The organism is Streptomyces sp. NPDC044106 (assembly GCF_056433985.1).
In genome coordinates, this window is record NZ_JBWKFZ010000004.1 from 61104 (window position 1) to 83560 (window position 22457).

The following is a 22457-nucleotide window of genomic DNA, read 5'->3' on the forward strand; positions in this document are numbered from 1 at the left end:
GAGGGGGGGCGGCGCGGCGGCGGGCCGCGGGCGCGTGGGTCTTACGTTATGAGGGGGTGGGGGCGTACGCATGTGGAGAGTGGCGGGGGGCGGGTGGTGGTGGGCAGGCGGTGATGGGTGGGCGAGGGTCACCCCGGCCGCCCCTCCGGGGGCCAACTCGCCCACGCCTACGGTCGTTTGATCAGCTGGACGCCTGTCCGAACCACCGCCCCGGAGCCCTTATCGTGGACCGCATGTCCGTTCCTGAGCTGATCCGCATCGTCTCCCGCTCCTCCCCCATGGCCCTCGCCCAGGTGGAGCGCGTCCGCACCGAACTCGCCGCGCTGCATCCCGGCATCCGCACCGAGGTCGTACCGGTGACAACCTCCGGGGACCGCTGGATGGGTGACCTGGCGGCACTCGGCGGCAAGGGAGCCTTCACCAAGGAGGTCGACGCCACGCTCCTCGCGGGCGAGGCGGACCTCGCGGTGCACTGCGTCAAGGACGTACCCGCGGACCGGCCGCTTCCGGCGGGCACCACGTTCGCCGCGTTCCTCAAGCGGGACGACATCCGCGACGCGCTCATCCACCCGGGCGGGCTCACCCTGGACGAGCTGCCCGCAGGCACCCGCATCGGCACGTCGTCGGTCCGCCGGGTGGCGCAACTCGCGGCGTCGCACCCGGAGCTGGAGTGCGTTCCGATGCGTGGCAACGCGGGCCGCCGGCTGGAGAAGCTGGCCGCGGGCGACGCCGACGCGCTGCTGCTCGCCCAGTCGGGCCTCGACCGTATCGGCCGCCCCGAGCTGGCCAGCGAGATCCTGTCGGTGGAGACGATGTGCCCGCCGATCGGAGCGGGCATCCTCGCCCTGCAGTGCCGCGAGGACGACACCGCGACCATCGACGCCGTGACGGATCTGGGCGACAAGAACGCCTGGCGGGAGGCGACCGCCGAGCGCATGTTCCTGCACGTCCTGCAGGGCCACTGCAACTCGCCGATCGCCGGGTACGCGCGGTCGGAACGCGGCGGCGACCTGTCACTGCGCGCCTGCGTGTTCACGCCCGACGGCAAGACGGTGCTCAACGCGCACGAGTGGGCGGGCCCGCTCGACCCCGCGACGCTCGGCACATCCGTGGCCGTCGCACTGCTGCGTCAGGGTGCGCGGGAGCTGATCGACGGCATCGCGCACTGAACCGGGAGGGGTGACGCGGACGGCGCGTACATACACGCGTACGTACGTACGTCTGGGGGACAGGACGCCCGGCCCCTCGGCCAGCTGTCACGACCACGACCTGCCGCAGCCTCACCTTCGCCAACACCCCTCACCCGCCCGCCAGTTGACGAGACGGGACCCGCACTTATGTCACAGATCATCGACAGCGCCAACCGATGAAGCGGACTCTCTCCTCTTGAGGGACGGGCCGACGGCCCCGCCCACTGCCTGCCCTGCCGAGGAGGAGCCCGCAATGCCCAAGACGCCCGCGTCCATGAGCAGACCTCTTCGCCGTCGCGCCACGGGACTCGCCGTGGCCGGTACGGTTCTCGCCCCCAGATCAGGCCTTTGGTCCCGAATCGCACCGGGGAGGCCGGGGCACCCGCCCTGACAGCGGTTACTCCGGTCGCCGGGCTCGTCTGGCGGCATTCCGGCGTGTGCTCATGCTGGAGAGGGGGTACCGGAGCGTCCGATCGACTTCGAAACAGCGCTTTCGAAGCAGCACTGCAGCAGAGGAAAGGCAGCGTCATGGCTGAGAACACACTGAACGGCCGCCGCGTTCTGACGATCGTCACCAACTACGGAGTCGAACAGGACGAGCTCGTCGTGCCGGTGCAGCACCTGCGTGAGCGTGGCGCGCATGTCGACGTGGCCGCCGTGTCGGCGGAGGGGATCCGCACGCTCGTCGGCGACAAGGACCCCGGCAAGACAGTACAGCCGGACCTCAAGCTCGTCGACGCGGACGCGTCCTCGTACGACCTGCTCCTGGTACCCGGCGGCACGGTCAACGCCGACACGCTGCGGCTCGAGGAGACCGCCGTCTCGACGGTCCGCTCCTTCGCGGAGTCCGGCCGCAAGGTGGCGGCGATCTGCCACGGTCCGTGGCTGCTGGTGGAGGCCGACGTCCTGGAGGGCAAGACCCTCACGTCGTACGCCTCGGTAGCCACCGACATCCGCAACGCCAAGGGCACCTGGGTCGACAAGTCCGTCATGCACTGCGGAGCCAACGACTGGGACCTCATCACCTCCCGCACCCCCGACGACCTGGAGGACTTCCTCCGAGAGATCGACAGCATGCTCGGCGCGGCGAGCTGACGGCAACGCCCGTACGGGGCGCGAGGATCTTGGGTGGCCGGGAGACGTCTCCCGGCCACCCAAGTCGTCCGGCTCAGACCTCACCATCGCGGAAGGGCCGGGAGCGCAGACGGTGGTCGAGCCAATGTCCTCACGCTCTGGACGCGACGTGCAGCGACGACCGCTGAGCTGGTCGGTGTGGTCAGTACTTCGGTGGACTCCAGGTCCGGGTGGGTGAGGTAGAACAGGCGGAGTTCGTCGACTTCTCCCTCGAAACGTGGTGGCCAGTGGGTCGAGGGGGTGAAGTCGTCGAGGATGAGCATGCCGCCGGGAGCGAGCAGTTCGACGACGCGTCGGGGGTCGTCGCGCTTGCCTCCGCCGTCGCAGAAGAAGACATCGAAGGGGGCGTGCTGCTCGAGCAGACGCCAGTCCCCGGTGAGGACGCTGACGCGCTTGTCGTCCGCGAAGACGTCCGCCGCCCGCCGGGCCAACTCCTCGTCCCGTTCCACGGTGACCAGGCGCGCGTCGGCACCGAGGCCACTGTGCAGCCAGGCCGTGCCCACCCCCGAGCCGGTGCCGCTCTCCGCGATGGTCCCGTGGGGTTTCGCCGCGGCGGCCAGCCTGAGCAGCCTGCCCACCTCAGGGAGGCAGCTCTTCTCGAAACCCGCCTCGCGGGCCACGCGTTCCGCCGCTGCCACGCGGGACGGAAGCGTACGTTCTGCCATGGTCGTTCCTCCCCCTCGCCGTGCACATGACGCTATACGTCGGGGGGAGCCGTCCGCAGAGGGTTCCACGAGGTCACAGCGCCGGGCGCGGGTCGGCTCAGACTTCGGGTGCCAGGTCCGGACGCAGCCGGTGCCACACCGGGTGGCGCAGGAGACCGGCCCGGGTGATGGCGGTGTAGCGGACCTCTGCGACCAGCCGCGGCAGGACCCAGCGGGCGCCGGGTACAGCGGGGGCGGGGGCGAAGGGGCACTCGTCCATGGCGGCGATGCTCAAGAGGTAGGCGAGTTCGGTACGTTCCCGTTCGTTCCAGCCCGTGCCCACGCTGCCCCGGTAGGACAGCGCCCCGTCCTGGTACTGACCGACCAGGACCGCGCCGGGCAGCCCGGTCAGGCGGCCGTTGCCGGGCAGCCAGCCGCCGACGACCACGTCGACGGTGCGGACGTTGCGGATCTTGACCCAGTTCGGCGATCTTCTGCCGGGTTCGTACACCGAGTCGAGCCGTTTCAGGACGATGCCTTCCAGACCGTGCTCGCGGGCCAGCTCCAGGGCCTGGCGGCCGTGCCCGGCCACCGCGCGCGGCACCGACCAGCGTGGCCTTGCCTCGACCAGGCGCTCCAGGGCGTCGCGACGCCGCGTGTAGGGCTGCCCGGTCAGGTCATCTCCGGCCAGGAACAACACGTCGAACAGGACCAGATGCACGGGTACGTCGGCGGCGAGACGGGCCGCCTTCGCCGGGGAACCGGACAGCCCCATGCGCGGCTGGAGACGCTCGAAGTCCGGGCGTCCCGCCTCGTCGAGGACGACGATCTCCCCGTCGAGCACCGTCGGCACACCACCCAGTACGTCGGCCAGAGCGTGGAGTTCGGGGTACGCCGGTGTGATGTCCGCGCCGGAGCGGGAGCGGATGAGCACGGTGTGGTCGCCGGGCAGGTACACCAGCGCGCGCTGCCCGTCGTACTTGGTCTCCGCGCTCCACAGGCGTTCGCTGTGCGGTGGCGGCAGCGAACCGGGGGTGGCGAGCATCGGGGCGAGACGCGGCAGAGTGGCCATGAACGTCAGCCCTCGCCCCATCCGGGTGCGTTCATGCGCGACGCGGGCCCATCTCGCCCGGTCGGGCCAGCGTTCGGCCCGGGCGGTTCCGGTTTCCGGCCGCCGCCGAGCGGTTCCGGTTCCCGCCGTAGCCCGGTCGGCGCGAGGGGCGGCGGCGTCAGCTGACGGTCTGGTCCCCGTCAGGGACGTCCTCGACCGTGGCCAGGCCACGCGGCACCCCGAGCCCCGTCGACACCGCCTGGGCCAGCCCGTCCAGGTCCTGGCCCACCGGAACCGGGACCTGCTCTCCCTCCCCGTAACTCTCGATCGCCCGCACGAAATAGCTGGGGTGCCAGGCGCCGACCGCCCCTCTGACCTCCACCGCGGTCACGGCGCGATGGCCGACGAGGCCCTTCATCGCACCCAGGATCTCGTCGGACCGCAGTTCGCCCGGCACCTGGAACAGACTGGCGTGGGCCCCGACGAGCCCGCCGTCCCGCAGCCGCACGGTGACCGTGAGGCAACTGGTGACACTCGGATAGGTGATCACGCCTCCGGGCGCGACCTCCTTGACCTGCCCCTCCGTAACCGTCGCCTCGGCGGGGGCCGTGGCGGTCGCCGCCGCGTGCGCCCCCGGGCCCGAAGGCGCGTAGGCCTGGGCCACGGGGCTGCGCCCGAATTGCAGGGCCACGAACGCCGACGACAGGACCACGGCACCCACGGTGATGCCCTTCCATCCTGTCGTCCGGGTGGCGCGACGCGCGGGGCGGTCTATCGGGTGGTGCACCTGCACGAGCTCTCCAGAGGCCGACTGCTTGAGTACTTTGATCACTTTGATCGCCTTGACCAAAGTGATCACTGTACTGAGACGACAAGACGACGCTTGTCGGCAGCACGGTCCAAGCCGACCCGCACCAACGCGATGCACCACAAAGGTGCACCACAAATCCATTGGCCTGTCGACGGGTAGGCGCATACCTTCCCCTGATGGATGAACTCGACCTCCTGAAACGGTCCGACGGCCCCGTCACCCGTGCCGGGCTGCGTCGCGAGCTGGCCTTGCTGGGGCTGGCCGAAGGCGACACCGTGATGTTCCACACCGAGATGTCCGCACTCGGGTACGTATCCGGGGGCTCGCAGACCGTCATCGACGCGCTCTGCGACGCGGTGGGCGCGGCGGGCACGCTGATGGTCACGTGCGGGTGGAACGACGCGCCGCCCTACGACTTCGTCACCTGGCCCGAGAGCTGGCAGGCGGCTCTGCGCGCGGAGCATCCCGCGTACGACCCGCGGCTCAGCGAGGCGGACCACAGCTACGGGCGGCTGCCCGAGGCCCTGCGCAACCGGCCCGGCGCGGTGCGCAGCCGCCATCCCGACGCGAGCTTCGCCGCCCTCGGTCCTGCCGCGCACGCCCTGATGGACGACCACCCGTGGGACGACCCGCACGGCCCCGACAGCCCGCTCGCCCACCTCACCGCCATGGGCGGCCGCGTGCTGCTGCTGGGCGCGCCGTTGGACTCACTGACCCTTCTGCACCACGCGGAAGCGCTCGCCGAGGCGCCGGGGAAGCGGTACGTCGACTACGAGCAGCCCATCACCGTGGACGGCGAGCGGGTCTGGCGGCGCTTTCACGACATCGACTCCGAGAACGGGGCCTTCGACTACACCCCGGTGGTGCCGGCCGCACCGTGACACCGGAGGTGGAGGCGCGGATCGCCTCCCTCATAAAGAAGGCGGTGGGTTGAGGCGGTTCACCTGCCGGACGGGTTCTGGGCCGCCCATGCCTGGTTCGGTTCGACGGGGGGAGCCTGGGGGAAAACCCCCAGGACAGAGGGAGGAAAGCTGCGTTCCGGGCGAGCCCCCTGCCGACCTAGCGTGATGGGCAGGAATGACGTCCGGCGCACGGCAGGGAGTTGTACGGCCGCGGTGCCGGCGGTGGGGGCGGGCGTCTGCCGGCCCACAGGGACACGTGACAGGACACTGACGGCATGCACGTGCAGAAGAGCGCCGAGCCTGAGACCGAACGTCGGAAGAGCGCCCGTCCGGAGAGCACCCGTCCGGAGAACGCCCTGCCGGTCGGTCGGCGACCGCGACTCGTCGCGGAAGTGGCCCGCGCCCCGTTCACCCGGCGGACGTGGGCCGAGGCGGCGTACTGCCTGATCGGCTTCCCGCTCGGCCTCGCGGGCGGGCTGATCCTCGCGGTGGTGTTGGCCCTCGGGGCCGGATTCACCGTCTCGCTGGTGCTCGCGGTGGTGGGGGCGCTGCTGCTCATCCTTGGACTCCGGCTCGCCCGCGCGCTGGGCGCCGTCAACCGCGGACTGGCCGCGACGCTCCTCGGTGAGCGCACCGCCGTACCGCCGCCCGTTCTGCCGGGCGAGGGCTTCGTGGGCCGTCTCGACGCGCGACTGCGGGACGGGACGGGCTGGCGCTCGGCGGGGTACGTCCTCCTGAAGCTGCCCGTGGGCGCGCTGGGTGCGTACGCCGTGCTGTGGTGGGTCACCGGGCTCGTGAACCTCACGGCGCCACTGCGGTGGGGCGTCCTCGGCCAGCAGCCCACGGTCGGATCCGGCGACCCGGAAGGCATGCCGGTACTCACTCCGATCCCCTTCGGCGGGCTGACCGCGGACACCTTCGCCGGGACGTGGCTCGCCGTCCTGATCGGCGTCGGCACCCTCCTGTGCGCCCCCTGGGTCACCCGCCTCGTCGTCGAGGGCGATCGCAGGCTCATCCGGGCGCTGCTCGGCCCCGGCCCGCTGACCGTCCGCGTACGGGACCTGGAGGAGACCCGCGCGCTGGCCGTCGACGACTCGGTGGCGCTGCTGCGGCGGGTCGAGCGTGATCTGCACGACGGCGCGCAGGTCCGTCTGGTCGCCGTGGCCATGGGTCTGGACATGATCAGGGAGCGGCTCGACGACGGGCGGCCGCTGGACGCGGACCGTCTGCGGCAACTCGTCGACGGCGCGCACCGCAACGCCACCGAGGCACTCACCGAACTCCGCGATCTGGCCCGCGGCATTCACCCGCCCGCGCTCGACGAGGGCCTGCCCGACGCCCTCGCCACGCTCGCGGCCCGCAGCACGGTGCCCGTCGAGTTGACGGCGGACGTGCCCCGGCGCCCCACCCCGGCGATCGAGACCATCGCGTACTTCTGCGCGGCCGAGCTCCTGACGAACGTCATCAAACACAGCGGGGCGCGGCGAGCCGCGATCGGCGTCACCCAATGGGACGGACTGCTGCTCCTCCAGGTCACCGACGACGGACGGGGCGGCGCCACGCCCGGGGGCGGCAGCGGCCTGACCGGGCTCACCCAGCGCGTCCGCACGGTCGACGGACGCATCGACATCCGCAGCCCCGCGGGCGGACCGACGACCGTCACCGTCGAGCTGCCGTTGCACGCGTGAGAGCATGCGGCCATGCGCGTCGTGATCGCCGAGGATGCCGCCGTACTGCGGGAGTTGCTGGCCCAGATGCTCATCGAGCGCGGCCATGAGATCTGTGCCGCCGTGGGGAACGCGGACGCCCTGCGCGAGGCGGTCGCCGCGCATCGCCCCGACGTCACGGTGGTCGACATCCGGATGCCGCCTTCCCACTCGGATGAGGGGCTGCGCGCCGCCATCGACATCCGTGGCGCACATCCCGGCACCGGCGTGCTGCTCTTCTCGCAGTACGTCGAGACCAAGTACGCCACGCGTCTGCTCGCGGCGGGCTCCGCGGGCGTCGGCTATCTGCTCAAGGACCGGGTGGCGAACGTCGCGGAGTTCACCGACGCGCTGGAGCGGGTGGCGGCGGGCGGCACCGCGCTCGACCCGGAGGTGGTCACGCAGCTCGCCGGGGCCGGCCACCGTGCGGCGGAGCTGGCCCCGCTCACCGCTCGGGAGCGCGAGGTGCTCTCGCTCATGGCGGAGGGCCGCTCCAACGCGGCCATCGCCCAGGCGCTCTTCGTCTCGCCCGGAACGGTGGAGAAGCATGTGGCGGCGGTATTCGACAAACTCGGCCTGCCCGTGTCTCACGACCACAACCGTCGCGTGCTCGCGGTCATTCACTACCTACGCTCGTGAGGCGAGCCAATGAGTGAGCAGGGCGGGGCGCCGGTGACGGGGCGTGGGCCGGGCCCGAGGGGGTGCCGACGGTGCGCTCATGACAGGCCGCTTCGAGGGCCAATTCCAGCCGTTCTCAAGGGCGTTGGGGCGTCAGGCGGCAGGGTGTTCGCGTCGGCACACGCCTCCCGGGGCCCAGCGCGCGCCCGCCCGACGACCATCACCGGCCGCCTCACCGCACCAGGACCGTTACCCACCCCGACTCCCTCACCCAATCACCACATTTCACCCCCAAGCCCTACGGCTTCTTCACCCGTGCACTCTGGACTGTCGCCCTCTGTCCCCGTACCGGCAGGACACCGGCATATGCCAGAAGCACCACCGCATCGTGTGTTGCCAAATCCCTTACGGGCCACCTTTCGCTGTGCCAAAGTCGTTAACGGTCCACCACCCGTCAAGTTGGTCGCACCGCACCTCCACCGGAGCACCCCATGCCGCCCCACGTCTTCGCGGACCACGCAGCCGCCCAGCCGCCCGAACGCGGCCCGGTAGACGCGCTGATCTCGCAGACACGCCGACTCCGCGGCGAGGTCGACGCCGTGCGGCGCGAAGCCGTGGCCGACCACGGAGGCCCCGAGGGGCGGTGGCAGCGCGCCCTGTGCGACCTGGCGGTGCATCAGCTCAACGACCTCGGCGACCACCTGGCACAGCTCCGCGACGGGCCGCCGGGAGCAGCCGGGGAACCGTCGGTCCCGGCCGCCCCAAAGTGCCCGGAGCCACATCGCGGATCGCTCCTGAGCCGGGTGGGCAGCGCCGAGTGGAACCTGCTCACCGACGAGGCCAGCTGGTCCGGCGAGCTCTACCAGATTCTCGGACGCGACCCGGCCGCTCCCCCGCTCTCCCTGGACGAGCTTCCCTCCCTGGTGCACTCCGAGGACCAGCCGCTACTGACCTCGATGGTCACGGACTGCCTCGTCGACGGCAAACCCATCGACGGCGAATTCCGCGTCGTGCGTTCCGACGGGCGGGTGCGCCAGGTGCACATGATGGGCGAGCCCGTGCTCGCTCCCGACGGCTCCACCGCCTCCATGTGGGCGGTCCTGCGGGACGTCAGCGAATTGCGCCGCAGCCAGCGCGTGGTGCGCGACAGCCACGACTCGATGCAACGCCGACGCGACGCCGCACAGGCCGAACACCGCCTCGCCGTCGAACTGCAGGAGGCGGTCCTCCCGCCGTGGCCCGGCTCACTGCGCCTGCCACACGGCGGCCCCGGCCGGCTCGACCTCGCCGCGCACTACCTCCCTTCCTCGACCAGCACGCTCGTCGGCGGCGACTGGTACGACGCGTTGGAACTGCCGGAAGGCCACGCTCTGCTGAGCGTCGGCGACCTCACCGGCCACGGCGTCGCCGTCACCTCCGGCATGGCGATGCTGCTCGGCGCGCTGCGCGGCATGGCGGTCGCGGGAGCCCCGCCAGGCCAACTCATGGGCTGGCTCAACCTGCTGTTGGACGCAACCGTTCAGCCCGCCCTCGGCAGCGCCGTCTGCTGTCGCTACGACCCCGCCACCCGCCTCCTCACCTGGGCGCAGGCAGGGCACCCCGCCCCTCTGCTGTTCCGCGAAGGGGCGGGGCGCATGCTGACGCCCCCGCACGGCGTGCTCCTCGGCGCCACCTCCGGGGCGACGTACGAGCAGGCCGAAGAGCGACTCCACCCCGGCGACCTGCTGTTGCTGCACACGGACGGCCTGGTGCCGCGGCGCGACAGGGAGACGGCGACGGGCCTGCTACTGTCCCTCGCGTCCCGTTTCACCGGGGCTCGTACGGCACAGGACTGCGTGCGGACCATCGTCGAGGAGGTCGGCGAGTCCCCGCGTGAGGATGACGCCTGCCTGTTGGTCATGCGGGTCTGAGTCCTACGCCCTCGCCGTCCTCCCCGCCCCCCTCGGCAGCGCGAGCTTGATCTCCTCGCGCAGGTCCTGGATCTTCGGGTAACCGGCGTACTGCGCGGTCAGTCGATACATCGCCCGCAGCCGGTCCCAGGTGCGCTGCGAGGAGTTGGACCTCATCGACACCAGCGCCAACCGTGCGTAGCGGTCGGCCTGTTCGGGGTCGTCGGCGATGAAGCAGGCCGAGGCGAGCGAGATGTAGTCGAAGATCTGCGACCGGCCGCGGTTCTTGGCCCGCAGCTCGATCGCCGCCTTGGCGTGCCGCTGCGCGGCACCGGCCGCGGACGCGTCGTGGTCGGCGAGGGTGCGGTAGGCCAGGGCCTGCATGCCGTGCAGATCCGCCTCGTCGAACATCTGCATCCAGCTCGGCGGCGGCACATCCCCCTTGTCCGATACGAAGAGGTCCTCGGCGAGACCGAGGGTGCGGCGCATCGCCTGGCCACGGCCCATGGACGCGTGGGCCCATGCCTCGATGGTGTACAGCATCGCACGGGTGCGGGGCAGGGCCTCTTCGCCCGCGCCCGACTTGGCGAGCTTCATCAGATCCAGGGCGTCGTCGGGCTTGCCGAGGTGCACCATCTGGCGGGCGGCCCGGGACAGTGCCTCCCCTGCGCGCGGTCGGTCGCCGCCCTCGCGGGCCGCGTGCGCGGCGATGACGAAGTACTTCTGGGCCGTGGGTTCGAGGCCGACGTCGTGCGACATCCAGCCGGCAAGCACGGCGAGGTTGGCGGCGACGCCCCACAGGCGCCGCTGGAGATGATCGGGGTGCCGGTAGGCGAGCATGCCGCCCACTTCGTTGAGCTGGCCCACGACGGCCTTGCGCTGCAGGCCGCCTCCGCGAGCCGCGTCCCACGCGCGGAACACTTCGACCGAGCGCTCCAGTTCCTCGATCTCCTGGGACCCGATCGGGGCGGCCTCATAGCGGTCGAACCCGGCGGGGTCGACGTGCAGGGGATCCGCGATACGGGGGGCGTCGGCCGCGAGGGCCGGATCGGTGTGCAGCCAGTCGTGCATGGCGCTGCTGAGTGCGGAGCCTGCGGCAAGCGCAGCGCCCGCGCCCACCAAGCCGCGTCGGTTGAGCATGAGGTCCATTCCCGTGAATTCGGTGAGGACCGCGGCTGTCCGCTCGGGCGCCCACGGCACGCCGTCGGGGTGCTCCACACTCCCGTCGCCACGCCGCTTCCCTACGCGCCCGTGCCGTACCAGACCCAGATCCTCAGTGGTCACGACACGGCCGAGACGCTCGGTGAACAGAACGGCCAGCACCCGCGGGACCGGATCGCGCGGGATCTCTCCCACGTCGATCCAACGCCGCACCCGCGAGGTGTCCGTGGCCAGTTGCGGATGGCCCATGGCCGCCGCCTGCCGGTTCACCAGTCTCGCGAGCTCCCCCTTTGACCAGCCGGCCAGGCCGAACAGGTCCGAAAGGCGGGTGTTGGGTTGTCCGTTCACGTCAAGCCCCCAGGTTCTCGGCTGAGTTGACAGTAACCCTCTGTCAGTTGCTGAGCGACTATTCGCCAGGGTTCGCCAGGGTGCGCCACATGGTGTGCCAGGGGACAACGGGTGTCAGGTAGGAATGCGCCACCCCGACCCGGTCGCCGCAAGGCACTCCCCAGGGTGCACCCGACGCGATCGGGCCGGGAGGCGCACGCAATGCACAGGCACACGAAGGGATCTGTATCGCCCATGTACGCAGCATCGTCCTCCGTGTCCGCCCCGCCTCGGCCGCTGCGCCCGCGCCCCCCGGTCCACCGGAGCCGCGAGATGCCCCCCACGTCGGGAAGCGGCCCCTATCTCGAGCCGGTGCGTCCCGCCGGCGCACCGCTGGGCGCCGGCCACACGCCCCGCCTGCCGGGGACCGGCACGCAGCCGCTCAGCGGGAGACTCGACTTGTCCGGCCCCCAGGGGGCGCAACTGCGCACCGCGATCGCTTCCGTGCACCGCATCTGCCCCGAGTTCAACCCGGTGCAGGTGCTCCGCCGGAGCGGCCGTACCGTACTGCTCGTCGGAACGGCGGGGCGCAGCACCGCCGTCGCCAAGTGTCTGCTCGACCACTCACCGGCGTGGGCCGAGCGGATCAGGCACGAAATAGCGGCCTACCGCTCGTTCGTCCGGCACCGCCCGCCAGTCCGGGCGCCACGGCTCATCGCCGCCGACCCCGATGACTGCACGCTGGTGATCGAGCGGATGCCCGGACGAGTGGCGGCACTGCACCGGCACCCGATCGAGTCCCCGCCGCGCGCCGACATCCGGGCGGCGCTCGGCTCGGTCTGCCGACTCAACCAGTGGCGGCCACCGGCCGAGATGTTCGGTCGGCCGTTGGACTACGGGAAGCGGATCTCCCGCTTCCACGAGTTGGGTCTCCTGACGGACCGCGACATGGGTGACCTGCAGAAACTGTTGCACGGCATCGCCCACTCGGTCGGCCACCAGGGCAACGGCCACCACGCCATGTGGCAGTTCTGCCACGGCGACGCCCTTCTGTCGAACGTCCTGCTCTCCCCCACGGGCCCCGTCCTGGTCGACTGGGAGCACGCGGGCTGGTATCTGCCGGGGTACGACCTGGCGACACTGTGGACGGTCCTCGGTGACTCTCCGGTGGCCCGACGCGAGATCAGCCAACTGGCGCAGGTCGCGGGTCCCGCGGCGCGCGATGCGTTCCTGGTGAATCTGATGCTGGTCCTGACCCGTGAGATCCGGACGTACGAGTCGGCCGTGCAGCGTTCGATGCACGAATCGGCCCCGGTGGCCGCGGGCCCGGCCCACCCCGGCGCCACGCCGTCCGGTGAGGAACAGCGGTTGCTCCTGAGGCGGCTGCACGACGACTGCCAGTTGGCCCGTCGGGCCGTACGAGCGGCGGTCGGCACTCGCTGACGCGGGTGCGGGTCGGACGGGGCCGCAGGGCCGACGGGGGCAGAGGTCCGCGGTGCGCTTTGGACAGGGGCGCACTGCGGACTTTCGTATGCCACCGGCGACTACCTCGGGACTATGACGAGGACTACGACGAAGGCATGTGAGCACCGCCCGACGCGCCCTTGACGAGACCTCACAGACCCCTGAGCACGCCGCCGATCAATGCCGACACCGACTCCAGATGGTCCGGAGGGGGCGCGCCGCCGTCCACGGTGAGGACGAGGGCCGCGTCCGGGGGCACGGGGATGTGGAGCCGGGCGGGGCCGGGTGCCGGCGTGCTGAAGTACAGGTCGGCTCGCGTGCAGCCGAGCACTTGGGGGACGTGTTTGGCGACCAACTCGACGACGGCTGTCTTCGTGGTGGCCGCGGCGAGCGCCACCACGAGCGCGTGCAGGTGGTCGAGTCTGGCGTGGACGGCGGACAGCGAGGAGGTGAGGGTGCTGCGCTCTTCGGTGGCCCGGAAGCGGAGGGTGCGCTCGCGTCCGAGGGCGTCGACCCGTTCCTTGAGCGTGAGGAAGCGGTCACCGGGGTCGATCCGGACGGCGCGCAGATGCACGGTCGGCGCGGTGAGCCATTGCGCGCGGGCGCCGAAGCATCGGCAGCGCACCCGTGAGCCGTCATAGCCGTGCAGGGTCAGACCCGCCGGTGTCGGATGGCCGGTCCGCAGCCACTGCCTGACGAACGAGACGACGTCGTCGGCGGATTCGGAGACCAGGCCGCTCAGAAGTGGACGGTCCTGCACCCCCGGCAGCAGCCGGACCGCCGCCGCGTTCGCGGCCAGGACCTGGGTGTCGGCGGAGACGAGCAGCACCGGTTCCGTGAACAGGCCGGTGATCTTCCCGAAGAGGCTGATCGTCTCGTCGCGGATCACGGAATGTCGCCGTAGTACTCACGCCCGGTACTCCGGTCCGCCTCGGACGGTGGGCGCAGGTGGACGATGACGCGGCAGCCCACGTCCCAGCGGGCGATGGTCTTGTCCAGCTCCACGCGTGCGTACCCGAGGTTCTCCGCGGCGATGGTTCCGAAGACGTTCGACGTCATCATGCACATCGACGGCCGGCCCACGACCTTCTCACCGAACGGGCAGACCCGGTTGCCCAGGACGATGCGCTGTTCGTTCTCCTCGATGACGTAGAAGGCCCCGCCGAGGCGTCTCTTGAGGTCCACCATCACTTTGGCGACCTGCCCGAGGTCGAGCCGGTCGACCGAAAGGGCCTTCGTGTACTGGCGGTTGATGTCGCCGCCGATGGTCTGGCTGACAAGGCTGACGTACCCCGCCGCTTCCTCCAGACCGACGACGTCCTCGAGCACGCGTGCCAACTCGCGGATCAGGCTCCGCATGAACACGTCGCGGTCGAGGGCGATGTCGGTTTCCGCTGGTTCCACTGGGCCCCCTCGCGGTCAGGCCGCTCGACGCACGGCACTCACCTTGTGTCACGCCATGATTGCGCGCCGTGACACGTGTTGTCGACCGGTTTGGTGAGGATGGCCGTTCCTCCCCAGCAGCACCCCGCACCAGCGGACACCCACCAAACTGAAGTGCTAAATCTCAACGAGCCCGGCCCGTCGCCCCAGTTGGCGGAGCGCCTCCCTGACGGCGCTCGGGCTGGTATCGCCTGCCCGAAGAGGTTTGCCGACGCATATGTACGACTAGCCCATGGATTCGGTGGGTGTTCCAGATGTATGTCGCTGGAGCTTGCGCGCCGCGGCGTCGCTGTAGCGTCGCGGAGTCATGCCGTCTGTCGCTGCCGATGTCGCCGGTGAGGTCATCGCTGATGTCGCTGCCGAGAATTCGGCGCTCGCCCGGGGAGGAAGGGGCGGCGACAGGCTGGGGTGTTCCGGCCCGCTGATCCGCATCGGCAGGGCAGACCCGTCAAGGAGATTGCATGGATGCCGCGCAACACGTCCACGAGGTACTGCGTCAGAGTTTCGGAGTCGACGCGCAGGCGGTTCCGGCGGACACCGCTCTGCACCAATTGCGGTTGGATTCGCTCGCTCTGGAGGAATTCCGTTTCATCATCGAGGAGCGGATGGCCATCGACCTCGAGGACGCCCACATCACCTCGCGGGACACCGTGGCCCATCTGGTGAACGTGGTCGGCGCGAGGGCGGGTTCGTGACCGCGCCGCGTCCGGCCCGGTTCGACGCCGCGGTGACCGGGGTCGGCATGGTGACGGCGGCCGGCGCCGACGCGGCGCGCTCGTGGGAGGCCGTGGTGAACGGCGGAGTGCCGGCCGGGGTGGGCCCGCACCCGGCCCTGGAAGGGCTGCCGTGCGATTTCGCCTATGTCGCCGACGCCGATGTGCGCGGCCAACTCGGCGTGGCGGGATGCCGGTTGATGGACCGGTTCGCCCAGCTCGCGGTGGTCGCCGCGCGCGAGGCCGTCGCGTCCGCGGCCCTGGACAGCGGCCTGTGGGAAGGCAGCCGGGTGGGTGTCGTGATCGGCAACGCCCATGGCGGGCTGCCCTTCTACGACGAGCAGCACGCGAGCCTGCGGCGGACGGGCCGGGTCTCCCCCAAGACCGGCCTGCTCACGCCCGTCACCGGAGCGACGGAGAGCGTCACCCGCGACCTCAACGCGTCCGGGCCCAGCTTCGCGGTGGCGACCGCCTGCGCCTCCGGAACCCACGCCATCGGCGCCGCCCACCAACTCCTGCGCTCCGGACAGTGCGACATCGTGATCACCGGCGGCGCCGAGGCCGCTGTCGGCCGGCTGCTGGTCGCCAGCGCGTGCCAGCTCAAGGCCCTGTCCACGCGCCGCGACGACCCCGCCTCGGCATCCCGGCCCTTCGACGCCGACCGGGACGGGTTCGTCTTCGGCGAAGGCGCCGGCATCCTCGTACTGGAACGCCCCGAGCACGCCAGGGCCCGCGGAGCGGCCGTCCTGGCCCAGGTCAGCGGATACGGCGCCGCGACGGACCCCGAGGCCACCGTGGCCCCCGCCGCCGACGGCGCCGCGCTGGAACGCGCCCTGCGCACCGCCCTGGCCGACGCCGGCGTCAGCGGCCCGGACGTCGACCACGTCAACGCCCACGGCACCTCGACCCCGGCGAACGACCTGGTGGAGAGCGAGGTCCTCGCCCGTGTCTGCGGCGAAGGCCCGCTGATCACCTCCAGCAAGGCCATGGTCGGCCACACGTTGGGCGCGGCGGGAGGCATCGAGACGGCGCTGACCGTCCTGGCACTGCGCGACCAGACCGTACCGCCCACCGCCAACCTGTCGTCCCTCGACCCGAACGTCCGCGGCCACGTCGTGGGCAAGGACGCCCGCCCCGCACGCCTGGAGTGCGCGGTGAAGACCGCCATGGGCTTCGGGGGATTCGCCGCCGCTCTGGTACTCACCCAGGCCTGATCCGCCTGACCCTTCTGCCGGCAGTCCCCTGTCGGCCCGACAATGGACGGGAACCATGCTCGACGAGACTGTCCGCTCTCTCACCGTGGACGGACAGCAGTTCGCCTATCGCGTACTCCGCCACCCCTCGCCGCGGACGCACCCCATGGTGCTCCTGGGCGGGGTGTTCCAGGGGATTCACGACTGGTGCCCTGTGGAGCGGGAACTCATGCCGGTGGCCGATGTCGTCACCTTGGACTACCCGGGTTCCCACAACCCGATGCCCGTCGAGGACCTCTCGCCGGCTCTGCTCTGCCGGGCTCTGGCGCTGGTCGTGGACGACCTTGGGGCGGACCGGATCAACCTGTTCGGGTACTCCTACGGCTCCATCATCGCCCACCGGTACGCCGTGGAGCACCCGGAACGTGTCGCCCGCCTGGTCCTTGGCGGGGTCCCGACCGGTGTCACACCGGCCCAGCGACTCCGCGTGGAAGAGGCCAAAGCCCTGGCCGCGGCGGGGCGGGTGGAGGAATTCGCGTCCTTGGCGACGGAGCTGATGCTGTGCATGGGCCCCGAGATGCCGTTGGTGCACCGCAGGCTGGCCAGCCGCTACCTCCGGCGCAGCGTCCTGCGCCAGCTCCGGACGCCGCACGCACTGGCCGTTCTGCAGCGGACCTTCGACGTCACGGTCGCCGTGGGGGCCAGCGACCTCGACGGGATCCCCACACTCGTCTTCAGCGGTGCGCACGACACGCTCTGCCCCGTGGCGCAGCAGCGCGCCTTCGCCGCGACCCTGGCGGAGGGTTCCTTCGCCGTACTGGAGTCATCGGACCACTGGGTCGTCTTCGCGCGGCCCGCCGAGGTGGCCGCTCTCGCGCTGCGCCACTTCACCGAAGACCTGACGCCGTCGGTACGCCCTTCCGTGCTTGCCCTCACCGGCACGCGCGAGGGGCCGAGCGACGGATGAGGCGAGGGTCGCCGCCGCCCCTGTCCGTCTCAGCCTCTCGTTGTCCCCTCTTGTTCAAGAAAGGTCCCCATGTCCGACGTTTCCACCACGGTCCACCGCATCCTGACCGATGACTTCGAGGTCCCCGTGGAAGCCATCCGCCCCCAGACGGCCCTGGGTTCGCTCGATCTCGACTCCCTCGCCCTGGCCGAATTCGCCTTCGTCCTGAAAGAGCAGCTGGGCGTGGGTCCCGCCCCGGGCCTCGTCGTCAAAGCCACCACGATCGACGAGCTGATCGCGTCCCTGGAAGCCGCCCCCAGCCCCGAGAGCGCGGCCCGATGACCCACGACGACATCGCCGTCACCGGCATCGGCCTCGTCACCGCGGCGGGTGACGGCGCCGAGGCCACCTGGCAGGGCGTCCTCTCGGGCGTCTCGACCGCCACCCGCGACACCCGCCTGGCCGGCCTTCCGGTGGACTTCTCCTGTCGCGTGCCGGAGTTGGGGGACGTACGCCGACGGATGGGCGGCCGCAAGGCCCGGCGCATGGCCCACTTCGCGAAGCTGGCGGTCTTCGCCGCGCGTGAAGCGGTCGAGGACGCCGGACTCGACCCGCACACCTGGGACGACGCCCGAGTGGCCGTGGTCATCGGCTGCAGCCTGGGCGGAACCTGGGAGTGGGAGGAGCAGCACCACCGCCTGCTGAACCAGGGGGCCGACATGGTCTCTCCCTTGGCCATCGTTCACTTCCTGCCGAACATCGCCGCGGGCGAGGTCTCCATCGACCTCGGTGCCCGCGGCCCGAGCCTGAGCGTCTCCACCGCGTGCGCTTCCGGTGCCACCGCGCTGGCCACCGCGCGTGACCTGCTGGCCAGGGACGCGTGCGACATCGCCATCGCCGGCGGAACCGAGGCGTCCGCCAGTCCCATGACGACCACGGGCTTCTACCGCACCGGGGCGTTGTCCACCCGTCGTGACGAGGTGGCCACCGCCTCACGTCCTTTCGCGGCGGACCGCGACGGCTTCGTGATGGCCGAAGGGGCGGGCGTCCTGGTCCTTGAGCGGGTCGCGGACGCAACGGCCCGGGACCGCCGGCCACGGGCGCTGCTCGCCGGATGCGCCACCACGTCCGACGCGTACCACCCCACCGCCCAGCCCGACGGCGCACCAGGAGCCGAGCGAGCGCTGCGGGCCGCGCTGGCCGACGCGTCGCTGGCACCCGAGGACATCGATCATGTCAATGCGCACGGGACGTCCACCCGTTCCAATGACATGACCGAAGCGGGCCTCATCGCCCGGGTGCTGCCGCACCGCCCGAGCGTGACCGCCGCGAAAGGGACGCTGGGCCACACGCTCGGGGCGGCCGGCGCCATCGAGGCCGCGCTGACCGTGTTGACCATCGAGCATCAGCGGGTCCCGCCGATCACCAATCTCGCCGCGCCCGCACCTGAGTTCGACATCGACTGCGTCACCAAACAGGCGCGACGCCAGCAGGTGCGCGCGGCCGTCAGCCACTCCTTCGGTTTCGGTGGCCACAACGCGGCCTTGATCTTCACGTCCCCCTGAGCAACACCGCTCGCAGAGGACTACTGCCCGGCCGTCATTCCTGCCGCGGCCCCGGCCCGGGTGCACCGGGGTTGCGGGCCAGGAAGGTGACGACACTCCTCGTCAGGCCTTCGTCCGGCGCCTGCACGAGCTGCGCGGCGACGGCGAGCCCGGCCCGGCCCAACTCGCCGCTGATGCGGCCGGGCGGCAGCAGGTGTGACTCGTAGGACACCGGATGACCGCCGTACGCCTGCGCCGGGCGCAACCGCTCGCCGGTTCCCACGGGGCCGGCCAGTAGGAGGTGTCCGCCGGGCGCGAGTACGCGCCGGAATTCGGCGAACACGAGCGGCAGCAGCTCCGGCGGCGTGTGATGAACGGAGTAGTAGGCGATGATGCCGCCGAGTTCGCCGTCGCCGATCCGCAGCGCCGTCATCGACCCCACTGTGAAGCGCAGACCCGGGTGGGCTTCACCGGCCAGCTCGACCATCTTCGGGGACAGGTCGACACCGAAGGCGGGCACTCCCAGGCCCGCCAAGTGCGCCGTGACCTTGCCCGGCCCGCATCCCACGTCCGCGACCGGTCCCAGCCCGCTCCCCCGTACGGCCTCGGCGAACGCCGCCAGCATCGCGCGCGACAACGGGTCCAACTGCGAGGGGTCCTTCACGAATTCGGCGTAGTCGGCGGCGACGGTGTCGTACGACTGCCGGACCGCGGCGAGGTAGGTGGGCTCGGTCATGGGCGCGACTGTAGGGGAAGGCAGGCGCTGAGTCGGTGTGGGGGTGACTACCCCGGGGCCCCGACCGTGCTGCAGCAGGCGCTCGGGGCAAGAGCCTCGGCGCCGACGTCCCGCACCGCTCCGATCTGCGAGGATGTGTCGCATGGATGTGCGAAGCAGGAACCATGTCACGGTGACCGGCCGGACCGGCGGGCCGGTGGTGATGCTGGCGCACGGGTTCGGGTGCGACCAGAACATGTGGCGGCTGGTGGTGCCGACGCTGGAGCGTGACTTCACCGTGGTCCTGTTCGACCACGTGGGCGCGGGCCGTTCGGATCTGTCGGCGTGGAGCCGGGAGCGCTATTCGACCCTGGACGGGTACGTCGACGATGTGCTGGAGATCTGCCACGAGCTGGCGCTCGGTCCTGTGACCTTCGTCGGGCACTCGGTGAGCGCGACGGTGGGGGTTCTCGCCGCGGCGCGGGAGCCCGAGGCGTTCGCCGGACTCGTGCTGCTCGCCCCGTCCCCGTGCTTCATCGACGACCCGGCCACCGGCTACCGGGGCGGCTTCAGCGCCGAGGACATCGACGAGCTCCTCGAATCGCTGGAGTCGAACTATCTGGGCTGGTCCGGCGCCATGGCGCCGGTCATCATGGGCAATCCGGAGCGGCCGGAGCTGGGCGAGGAGCTGACGAACAGTTTCTGCCGCACCGATCCGGACATCGCCCGTGTCTTCGCGCGGGTGACCTTCCTGTCCGACAACCGCGCGGACCTCGCCCGCGTGAACGTTCCGACCCTGGTCGCCCAGTGCTCCCACGACGCGATCGCCCCGCCGGAGGTGGGCGCGTTCGTGCATGCCCAGATCCCCGGCAGCCGGCTGGTGACGCTCAACGCGACGGGGCACTGCCCTCAGCTCGCCGCACCCGAGGAGACCGCCGCGGTGATCGCCACGTTCGCGGGCGCCGCCGGATGATGTGCGACACCAGTGACGAGGGAGAGGGCGGGGGCCGCGGGCGGCATGAGGACCCGGCAGGGGAGCAGGCGCAGTTCTCCGCGCTCCTCGAGGACAGTGCGGAGGACTTGTACGAGCACGCCCCGTGCGGCTATCTGTCCACCCTCCTGAACGGGCAGATCGCCAAGGTCAACACCACCTTGCTGGACTGGCTCGGCTACGAACGCGGTGACCTCGTGGGCCGCAAGCACTTCTCCGACCTGCTGAGCGTCGGCGGACGGCTCTACCACGAAACCCACTTCGCGCCGCTGCTGCGGATGCAGGGCGAGGTCAGCGGCATCGCCCTGGACCTCAAGGCCGCCGACGGCACCCGCCTCCCGGTCCTGGTGACCTCGGTCGTGAAGACGGGAAGCGACGGGCAGCCGCTGCTGATCCGCACCACCCTCTTCGACGCCCGCGACCGCCGCGCGTACGAGAAGGAGTTGCTGCGCGCCCGCCAGGAGGCCGAGCGTGAGCGTGAGCGCCTGCAGCGGCTGAACGCGACCCTGCAGCAGACGCTGCTGCCGCCGACGCTGGCCGGCGTGCCCGGTCTCGAGGTCGCCGCGCACTACCACATCGCCTCCAGCGACGAGGTCGGCGGCGACTTCTACGATCTCTTCCCGCTGGCCGCCGGTTCCTGGGGGTTCTTCCTCGGCGACGTCTGCGGCAAGGGCGCCGCCGCCGCGGCCATCACCTCGCTCGCCCGCTACACGCTCCGCGCCGCCGCCGTCTACGACCCGGACCCGGCAGCCGTACTGAGCAACCTCAACACCGTCCTCAACCACGAGTACAACGGCGCCGACCCCCGGTTCTGCACCGTCGTCTTCGGCCTGCTCACGCCTGCCGGCGACCAGGGCGGTTTCCACGTCACGCTGGCCAGCGGCGGGCACCCGGCCGCGCTGCTGATGCGCGCCGACGGCACCGCCGACTACCTGCCCACGCCCGGCGGGCAGCTCATCGGCGTCCTGCCCGACGCCCACATCGCCACCACCACCGTCCGGCTGAACGCGGGCGACACCATGCTGCTGCACACCGACGGCCTCACCGAGGCACACACCGCGAGCACCGGCACGGGCGACCGCTACGGCGACGAAGCCCTCCTGGACTTCGCCCGCGACCTCGCGCCCACCACCGCATCCGACACGATCGCCGCGATCCGCGAGCTGCTCGACACGTTCGGCTCAGGCGTGGAGGACGACACCGCGGTGCTGGCCGTCAACGTGCCCCGACCCACCAGTGAAGAGCAGCAGTGACCCACCCTCTCTCCCTGCGCACCCGCACCACCCCAGCCGGTCCCGTCCTGGAGCTGTCCGGGGAGCTTGACCACCGCACCGCCCCCGACGCCCGCGCCGCGCTCCGGGAGCTCGACCCGCGCTCGGGTCAGCAGCTCGTCCTGGACCTCGGCGCTCTCACCTTCTGCGACTCCACCGGGATAACCGTGTTCATCGCCGCCCGCAACCACGCCCTGGCCGCGGACGCGACGATCGCCCTGGCCGCGGTCCCCGACCGTGTCCGCCGCATCCTCCGCATCGCGGGCCTGGACCAGGTCTTTCCCACCCACCCCGACGCCGGGGCCGCCGAAGCCTCCTGGCATCCCGCACCGAGCTGACTCCGCTGTCACAGCTCTGCTGTCAGTGGTGGCTGAGACGCTGGTCGGCATGGACAGCGACGATGAGCAGCTGCTGCGCGGCCGGGTCTACGGCCAGGACCACGAACATCCGGGCCCACGGCCCGGCCAGTGCTACGCCGAACTCGTCGGCGGTCCGCTGGACGGGCTGCTGCTCGACATCACCGGGCGTACGCCGCGGGAGCTCGAAGCGGGCGTCTCGCTGCCGACCGAGCTGGGGCGGTTCGGTGCCGGTGGGCGGGCGATGTACGCCCCGCGTCCGGGCGATCCGCGCCGTTTCGACTGGTCGGGCGACGCCCCGTGAAGCGAGGGGGTCGCGCTGTTAAGGTGATGTTCATGGCACGAGGTATCTGGTCGCAGAAGGTCCGTTCCGCCCGCTGACGGCGGC

22 protein-coding genes and 1 pseudogene are annotated in these 22457 nt (G+C 71.3%); 16 read left to right on the top strand and 7 right to left on the bottom strand.

From position 1 onward, the window contains the following. Positions 1–233 precede the first annotated feature (233 nt). A complete protein-coding gene (gene hemC, locus AC07DI_RS07900) occupies positions 234–1169 on the top strand; it encodes a hydroxymethylbilane synthase (protein WP_478902949.1) in 936 nt (311 codons plus the stop codon). 549 nt (positions 1170–1718) lie between these two features. Then, on the top strand, positions 1719–2285 hold the full coding sequence (locus AC07DI_RS07905; protein WP_478902950.1) for a type 1 glutamine amidotransferase domain-containing protein: 567 nt from the start codon (positions 1719–1721) through the stop codon (positions 2283–2285). Positions 2286–2365: 80 nt separating this feature from the next. Here AC07DI_RS07905 and AC07DI_RS07910 read toward each other — a convergent pair whose 3' ends face one another. From AC07DI_RS07910 to AC07DI_RS07920, 3 genes are all read right to left on the bottom strand, one after another. Next, positions 2366–2989, bottom strand: a complete 624-nt coding sequence (locus AC07DI_RS07910) for an O-methyltransferase (RefSeq protein WP_478902952.1) — start codon at positions 2987–2989, stop codon at positions 2366–2368. 97 nt (positions 2990–3086) lie between these two features. Next, positions 3087–4040: a non-homologous end-joining DNA ligase gene (gene ligD / locus AC07DI_RS07915; protein ID WP_478902954.1), complete on the bottom strand. Its 954-nt coding sequence runs from the start codon at positions 4038–4040 to the stop codon at positions 3087–3089. 157 nt (positions 4041–4197) lie between these two features. Next, a complete protein-coding gene (locus tag AC07DI_RS07920; protein ID WP_478902955.1) occupies positions 4198–4851 on the bottom strand; it encodes a hypothetical protein in 654 nt (217 codons plus the stop codon). 155 nt (positions 4852–5006) lie between these two features. Between AC07DI_RS07920 and aac(3) the strand changes: the two are divergent. The 4 genes and pseudogenes from aac(3) to AC07DI_RS07940 form a co-directional block, all read left to right on the top strand. Then, positions 5007–5699: pseudogene (aac(3), locus tag AC07DI_RS07925) on the top strand (aminoglycoside 3-N-acetyltransferase); the annotation flags it as partial. A 308-nt stretch (positions 5700–6007) separates the two neighbouring features. Beyond that, positions 6008–7420, top strand: coding sequence for a sensor histidine kinase (locus AC07DI_RS07930; RefSeq protein WP_478902956.1), 1413 nt, complete (start codon positions 6008–6010; stop codon positions 7418–7420). Positions 7421–7432: 12 nt separating this feature from the next. Then, complete coding sequence (locus AC07DI_RS07935; RefSeq protein WP_478902957.1) at positions 7433–8077, top strand: LuxR C-terminal-related transcriptional regulator; 645 nt, start codon at positions 7433–7435, stop codon at positions 8075–8077. Positions 8078–8547: 470 nt separating this feature from the next. Beyond that, positions 8548–9966, top strand: a complete 1419-nt coding sequence (locus AC07DI_RS07940; RefSeq protein ID WP_478902959.1) for a PP2C family protein-serine/threonine phosphatase — start codon at positions 8548–8550, stop codon at positions 9964–9966. A 3-nt stretch (positions 9967–9969) separates the two neighbouring features. Here AC07DI_RS07940 and AC07DI_RS07945 read toward each other — a convergent pair whose 3' ends face one another. Continuing rightward, on the bottom strand, positions 9970–11454 hold the full coding sequence (locus AC07DI_RS07945) for a DNA-binding protein NsdB (RefSeq protein WP_384263007.1): 1485 nt from the start codon (positions 11452–11454) through the stop codon (positions 9970–9972). 234 nt (positions 11455–11688) lie between these two features. Between AC07DI_RS07945 and AC07DI_RS07950 the strand changes: the two genes are divergently transcribed. Beyond that, positions 11689–12876 (top strand): aminoglycoside phosphotransferase family protein, encoded by a 1188-nt coding sequence (locus AC07DI_RS07950; RefSeq protein ID WP_384263009.1) that lies wholly within the window; start codon positions 11689–11691, stop codon positions 12874–12876. A 172-nt stretch (positions 12877–13048) separates the two neighbouring features. Here the strand turns inward: AC07DI_RS07950 and AC07DI_RS07955 are convergent, their stop codons facing one another. After that, positions 13049–13786: a PAS domain-containing protein gene (locus tag AC07DI_RS07955; protein ID WP_478902960.1), complete on the bottom strand. Its 738-nt coding sequence runs from the start codon at positions 13784–13786 to the stop codon at positions 13049–13051. Continuing rightward, positions 13783–14301 (bottom strand): methanogen output domain 1-containing protein, encoded by a 519-nt coding sequence (locus AC07DI_RS07960; RefSeq protein WP_478902961.1) that lies wholly within the window; start codon positions 14299–14301, stop codon positions 13783–13785. The genes AC07DI_RS07955 and AC07DI_RS07960 overlap by 4 nt, the downstream gene beginning before the upstream one ends. Before the next feature lie 500 nt (positions 14302–14801). On the opposite strand from AC07DI_RS07960, the gene AC07DI_RS07965 reads away from it, so the two are divergent. The 5 genes from AC07DI_RS07965 to AC07DI_RS07985 all read left to right on the top strand — a co-directional run bounded on the left by AC07DI_RS07965 (position 14802) and on the right by AC07DI_RS07985 (position 18757). Next, positions 14802–15035, top strand: a complete 234-nt coding sequence (locus AC07DI_RS07965) for an acyl carrier protein (RefSeq protein WP_478902962.1) — start codon at positions 14802–14804, stop codon at positions 15033–15035. After that, positions 15032–16267: a beta-ketoacyl-[acyl-carrier-protein] synthase family protein gene (locus tag AC07DI_RS07970; protein ID WP_478902964.1), complete on the top strand. Its 1236-nt coding sequence runs from the start codon at positions 15032–15034 to the stop codon at positions 16265–16267. Before AC07DI_RS07965 ends, AC07DI_RS07970 begins: the two co-directional genes overlap by 4 nt. Before the next feature lie 55 nt (positions 16268–16322). Then, positions 16323–17213 (top strand): alpha/beta fold hydrolase, encoded by an 891-nt coding sequence (locus AC07DI_RS07975; RefSeq protein WP_384263018.1) that lies wholly within the window; start codon positions 16323–16325, stop codon positions 17211–17213. Positions 17214–17282: 69 nt separating this feature from the next. Further along, entirely contained in the window at positions 17283–17534 is a 252-nt protein-coding gene (locus AC07DI_RS07980; protein WP_384263020.1) for an acyl carrier protein, read from the top strand. After that, complete coding sequence (locus tag AC07DI_RS07985) at positions 17531–18757, top strand: beta-ketoacyl-[acyl-carrier-protein] synthase family protein (RefSeq protein ID WP_478902966.1); 1227 nt, start codon at positions 17531–17533, stop codon at positions 18755–18757. The genes AC07DI_RS07980 and AC07DI_RS07985 overlap by 4 nt, the downstream gene beginning before the upstream one ends. Positions 18758–18791: 34 nt before the next feature. Here AC07DI_RS07985 and AC07DI_RS07990 read toward each other — a convergent pair whose 3' ends face one another. After that, positions 18792–19472, bottom strand: coding sequence for a class I SAM-dependent methyltransferase (locus AC07DI_RS07990; RefSeq protein ID WP_478902967.1), 681 nt, complete (start codon positions 19470–19472; stop codon positions 18792–18794). Between the two features lie 142 nt (positions 19473–19614). Here AC07DI_RS07990 and AC07DI_RS07995 point away from each other — a divergent pair, with 142 nt between their 5' ends. The 4 genes from AC07DI_RS07995 to AC07DI_RS08010 are packed head-to-tail and all read left to right on the top strand — an operon-like array spanning position 19615 to position 22373. Beyond that, entirely contained in the window at positions 19615–20424 is an 810-nt protein-coding gene (locus tag AC07DI_RS07995; protein WP_478902968.1) for an alpha/beta fold hydrolase, read from the top strand. Then, positions 20424–21695: a SpoIIE family protein phosphatase gene (locus AC07DI_RS08000; protein ID WP_478903441.1), complete on the top strand. Its 1272-nt coding sequence runs from the start codon at positions 20424–20426 to the stop codon at positions 21693–21695. The genes AC07DI_RS07995 and AC07DI_RS08000 overlap by 1 nt, the downstream gene beginning before the upstream one ends. After that, positions 21692–22051: an STAS domain-containing protein gene (locus AC07DI_RS08005; protein WP_478902970.1), complete on the top strand. Its 360-nt coding sequence runs from the start codon at positions 21692–21694 to the stop codon at positions 22049–22051. The genes AC07DI_RS08000 and AC07DI_RS08005 overlap by 4 nt, the downstream gene beginning before the upstream one ends. A gap of 49 nt (positions 22052–22100) precedes the next feature. After that, positions 22101–22373, top strand: a complete 273-nt coding sequence (locus tag AC07DI_RS08010; protein ID WP_384263044.1) for a hypothetical protein — start codon at positions 22101–22103, stop codon at positions 22371–22373. Positions 22374–22457: the final 84 nt, after the last annotated feature.

Bases quoted from the DNA above. Each gene is read 5' to 3' on its own strand.
- hemC (WP_478902949.1), top strand. From the start codon at position 234: ATGTCCGTTCCTGAGCTGATCCGCATCGTCTCCCGCTCCTCCCCCATG.
- AC07DI_RS07905 (WP_478902950.1), top strand. From the start codon at position 1,719: ATGGCTGAGAACACACTGAACGGCCGCCGCGTTCTGACGATCGTCACC.
- AC07DI_RS07910 (WP_478902952.1), bottom strand. From the start codon at position 2,989: ATGGCAGAACGTACGCTTCCGTCCCGCGTGGCAGCGGCGGAACGCGTG.
- ligD (WP_478902954.1), bottom strand. From the start codon at position 4,040: ATGGCCACTCTGCCGCGTCTCGCCCCGATGCTCGCCACCCCCGGTTCG.
- AC07DI_RS07930 (WP_478902956.1), top strand. From the start codon at position 6,008: ATGCACGTGCAGAAGAGCGCCGAGCCTGAGACCGAACGTCGGAAGAGC.
- AC07DI_RS07935 (WP_478902957.1), top strand. From the start codon at position 7,433: ATGCGCGTCGTGATCGCCGAGGATGCCGCCGTACTGCGGGAGTTGCTG.
- AC07DI_RS07940 (WP_478902959.1), top strand. From the start codon at position 8,548: ATGCCGCCCCACGTCTTCGCGGACCACGCAGCCGCCCAGCCGCCCGAA.
- AC07DI_RS07950 (WP_384263009.1), top strand. From the start codon at position 11,689: ATGTACGCAGCATCGTCCTCCGTGTCCGCCCCGCCTCGGCCGCTGCGC.
- AC07DI_RS07965 (WP_478902962.1), top strand. From the start codon at position 14,802: ATGGATGCCGCGCAACACGTCCACGAGGTACTGCGTCAGAGTTTCGGA.
- AC07DI_RS07975 (WP_384263018.1), top strand. From the start codon at position 16,323: ATGCTCGACGAGACTGTCCGCTCTCTCACCGTGGACGGACAGCAGTTC.
- AC07DI_RS07980 (WP_384263020.1), top strand. From the start codon at position 17,283: ATGTCCGACGTTTCCACCACGGTCCACCGCATCCTGACCGATGACTTC.
- AC07DI_RS07985 (WP_478902966.1), top strand. From the start codon at position 17,531: ATGACCCACGACGACATCGCCGTCACCGGCATCGGCCTCGTCACCGCG.
- AC07DI_RS07990 (WP_478902967.1), bottom strand. From the start codon at position 19,472: ATGACCGAGCCCACCTACCTCGCCGCGGTCCGGCAGTCGTACGACACC.
- AC07DI_RS07995 (WP_478902968.1), top strand. From the start codon at position 19,615: ATGGATGTGCGAAGCAGGAACCATGTCACGGTGACCGGCCGGACCGGC.
- AC07DI_RS08000 (WP_478903441.1), top strand. From the start codon at position 20,424: ATGTGCGACACCAGTGACGAGGGAGAGGGCGGGGGCCGCGGGCGGCAT.
- AC07DI_RS08010 (WP_384263044.1), top strand. From the start codon at position 22,101: ATGGACAGCGACGATGAGCAGCTGCTGCGCGGCCGGGTCTACGGCCAG.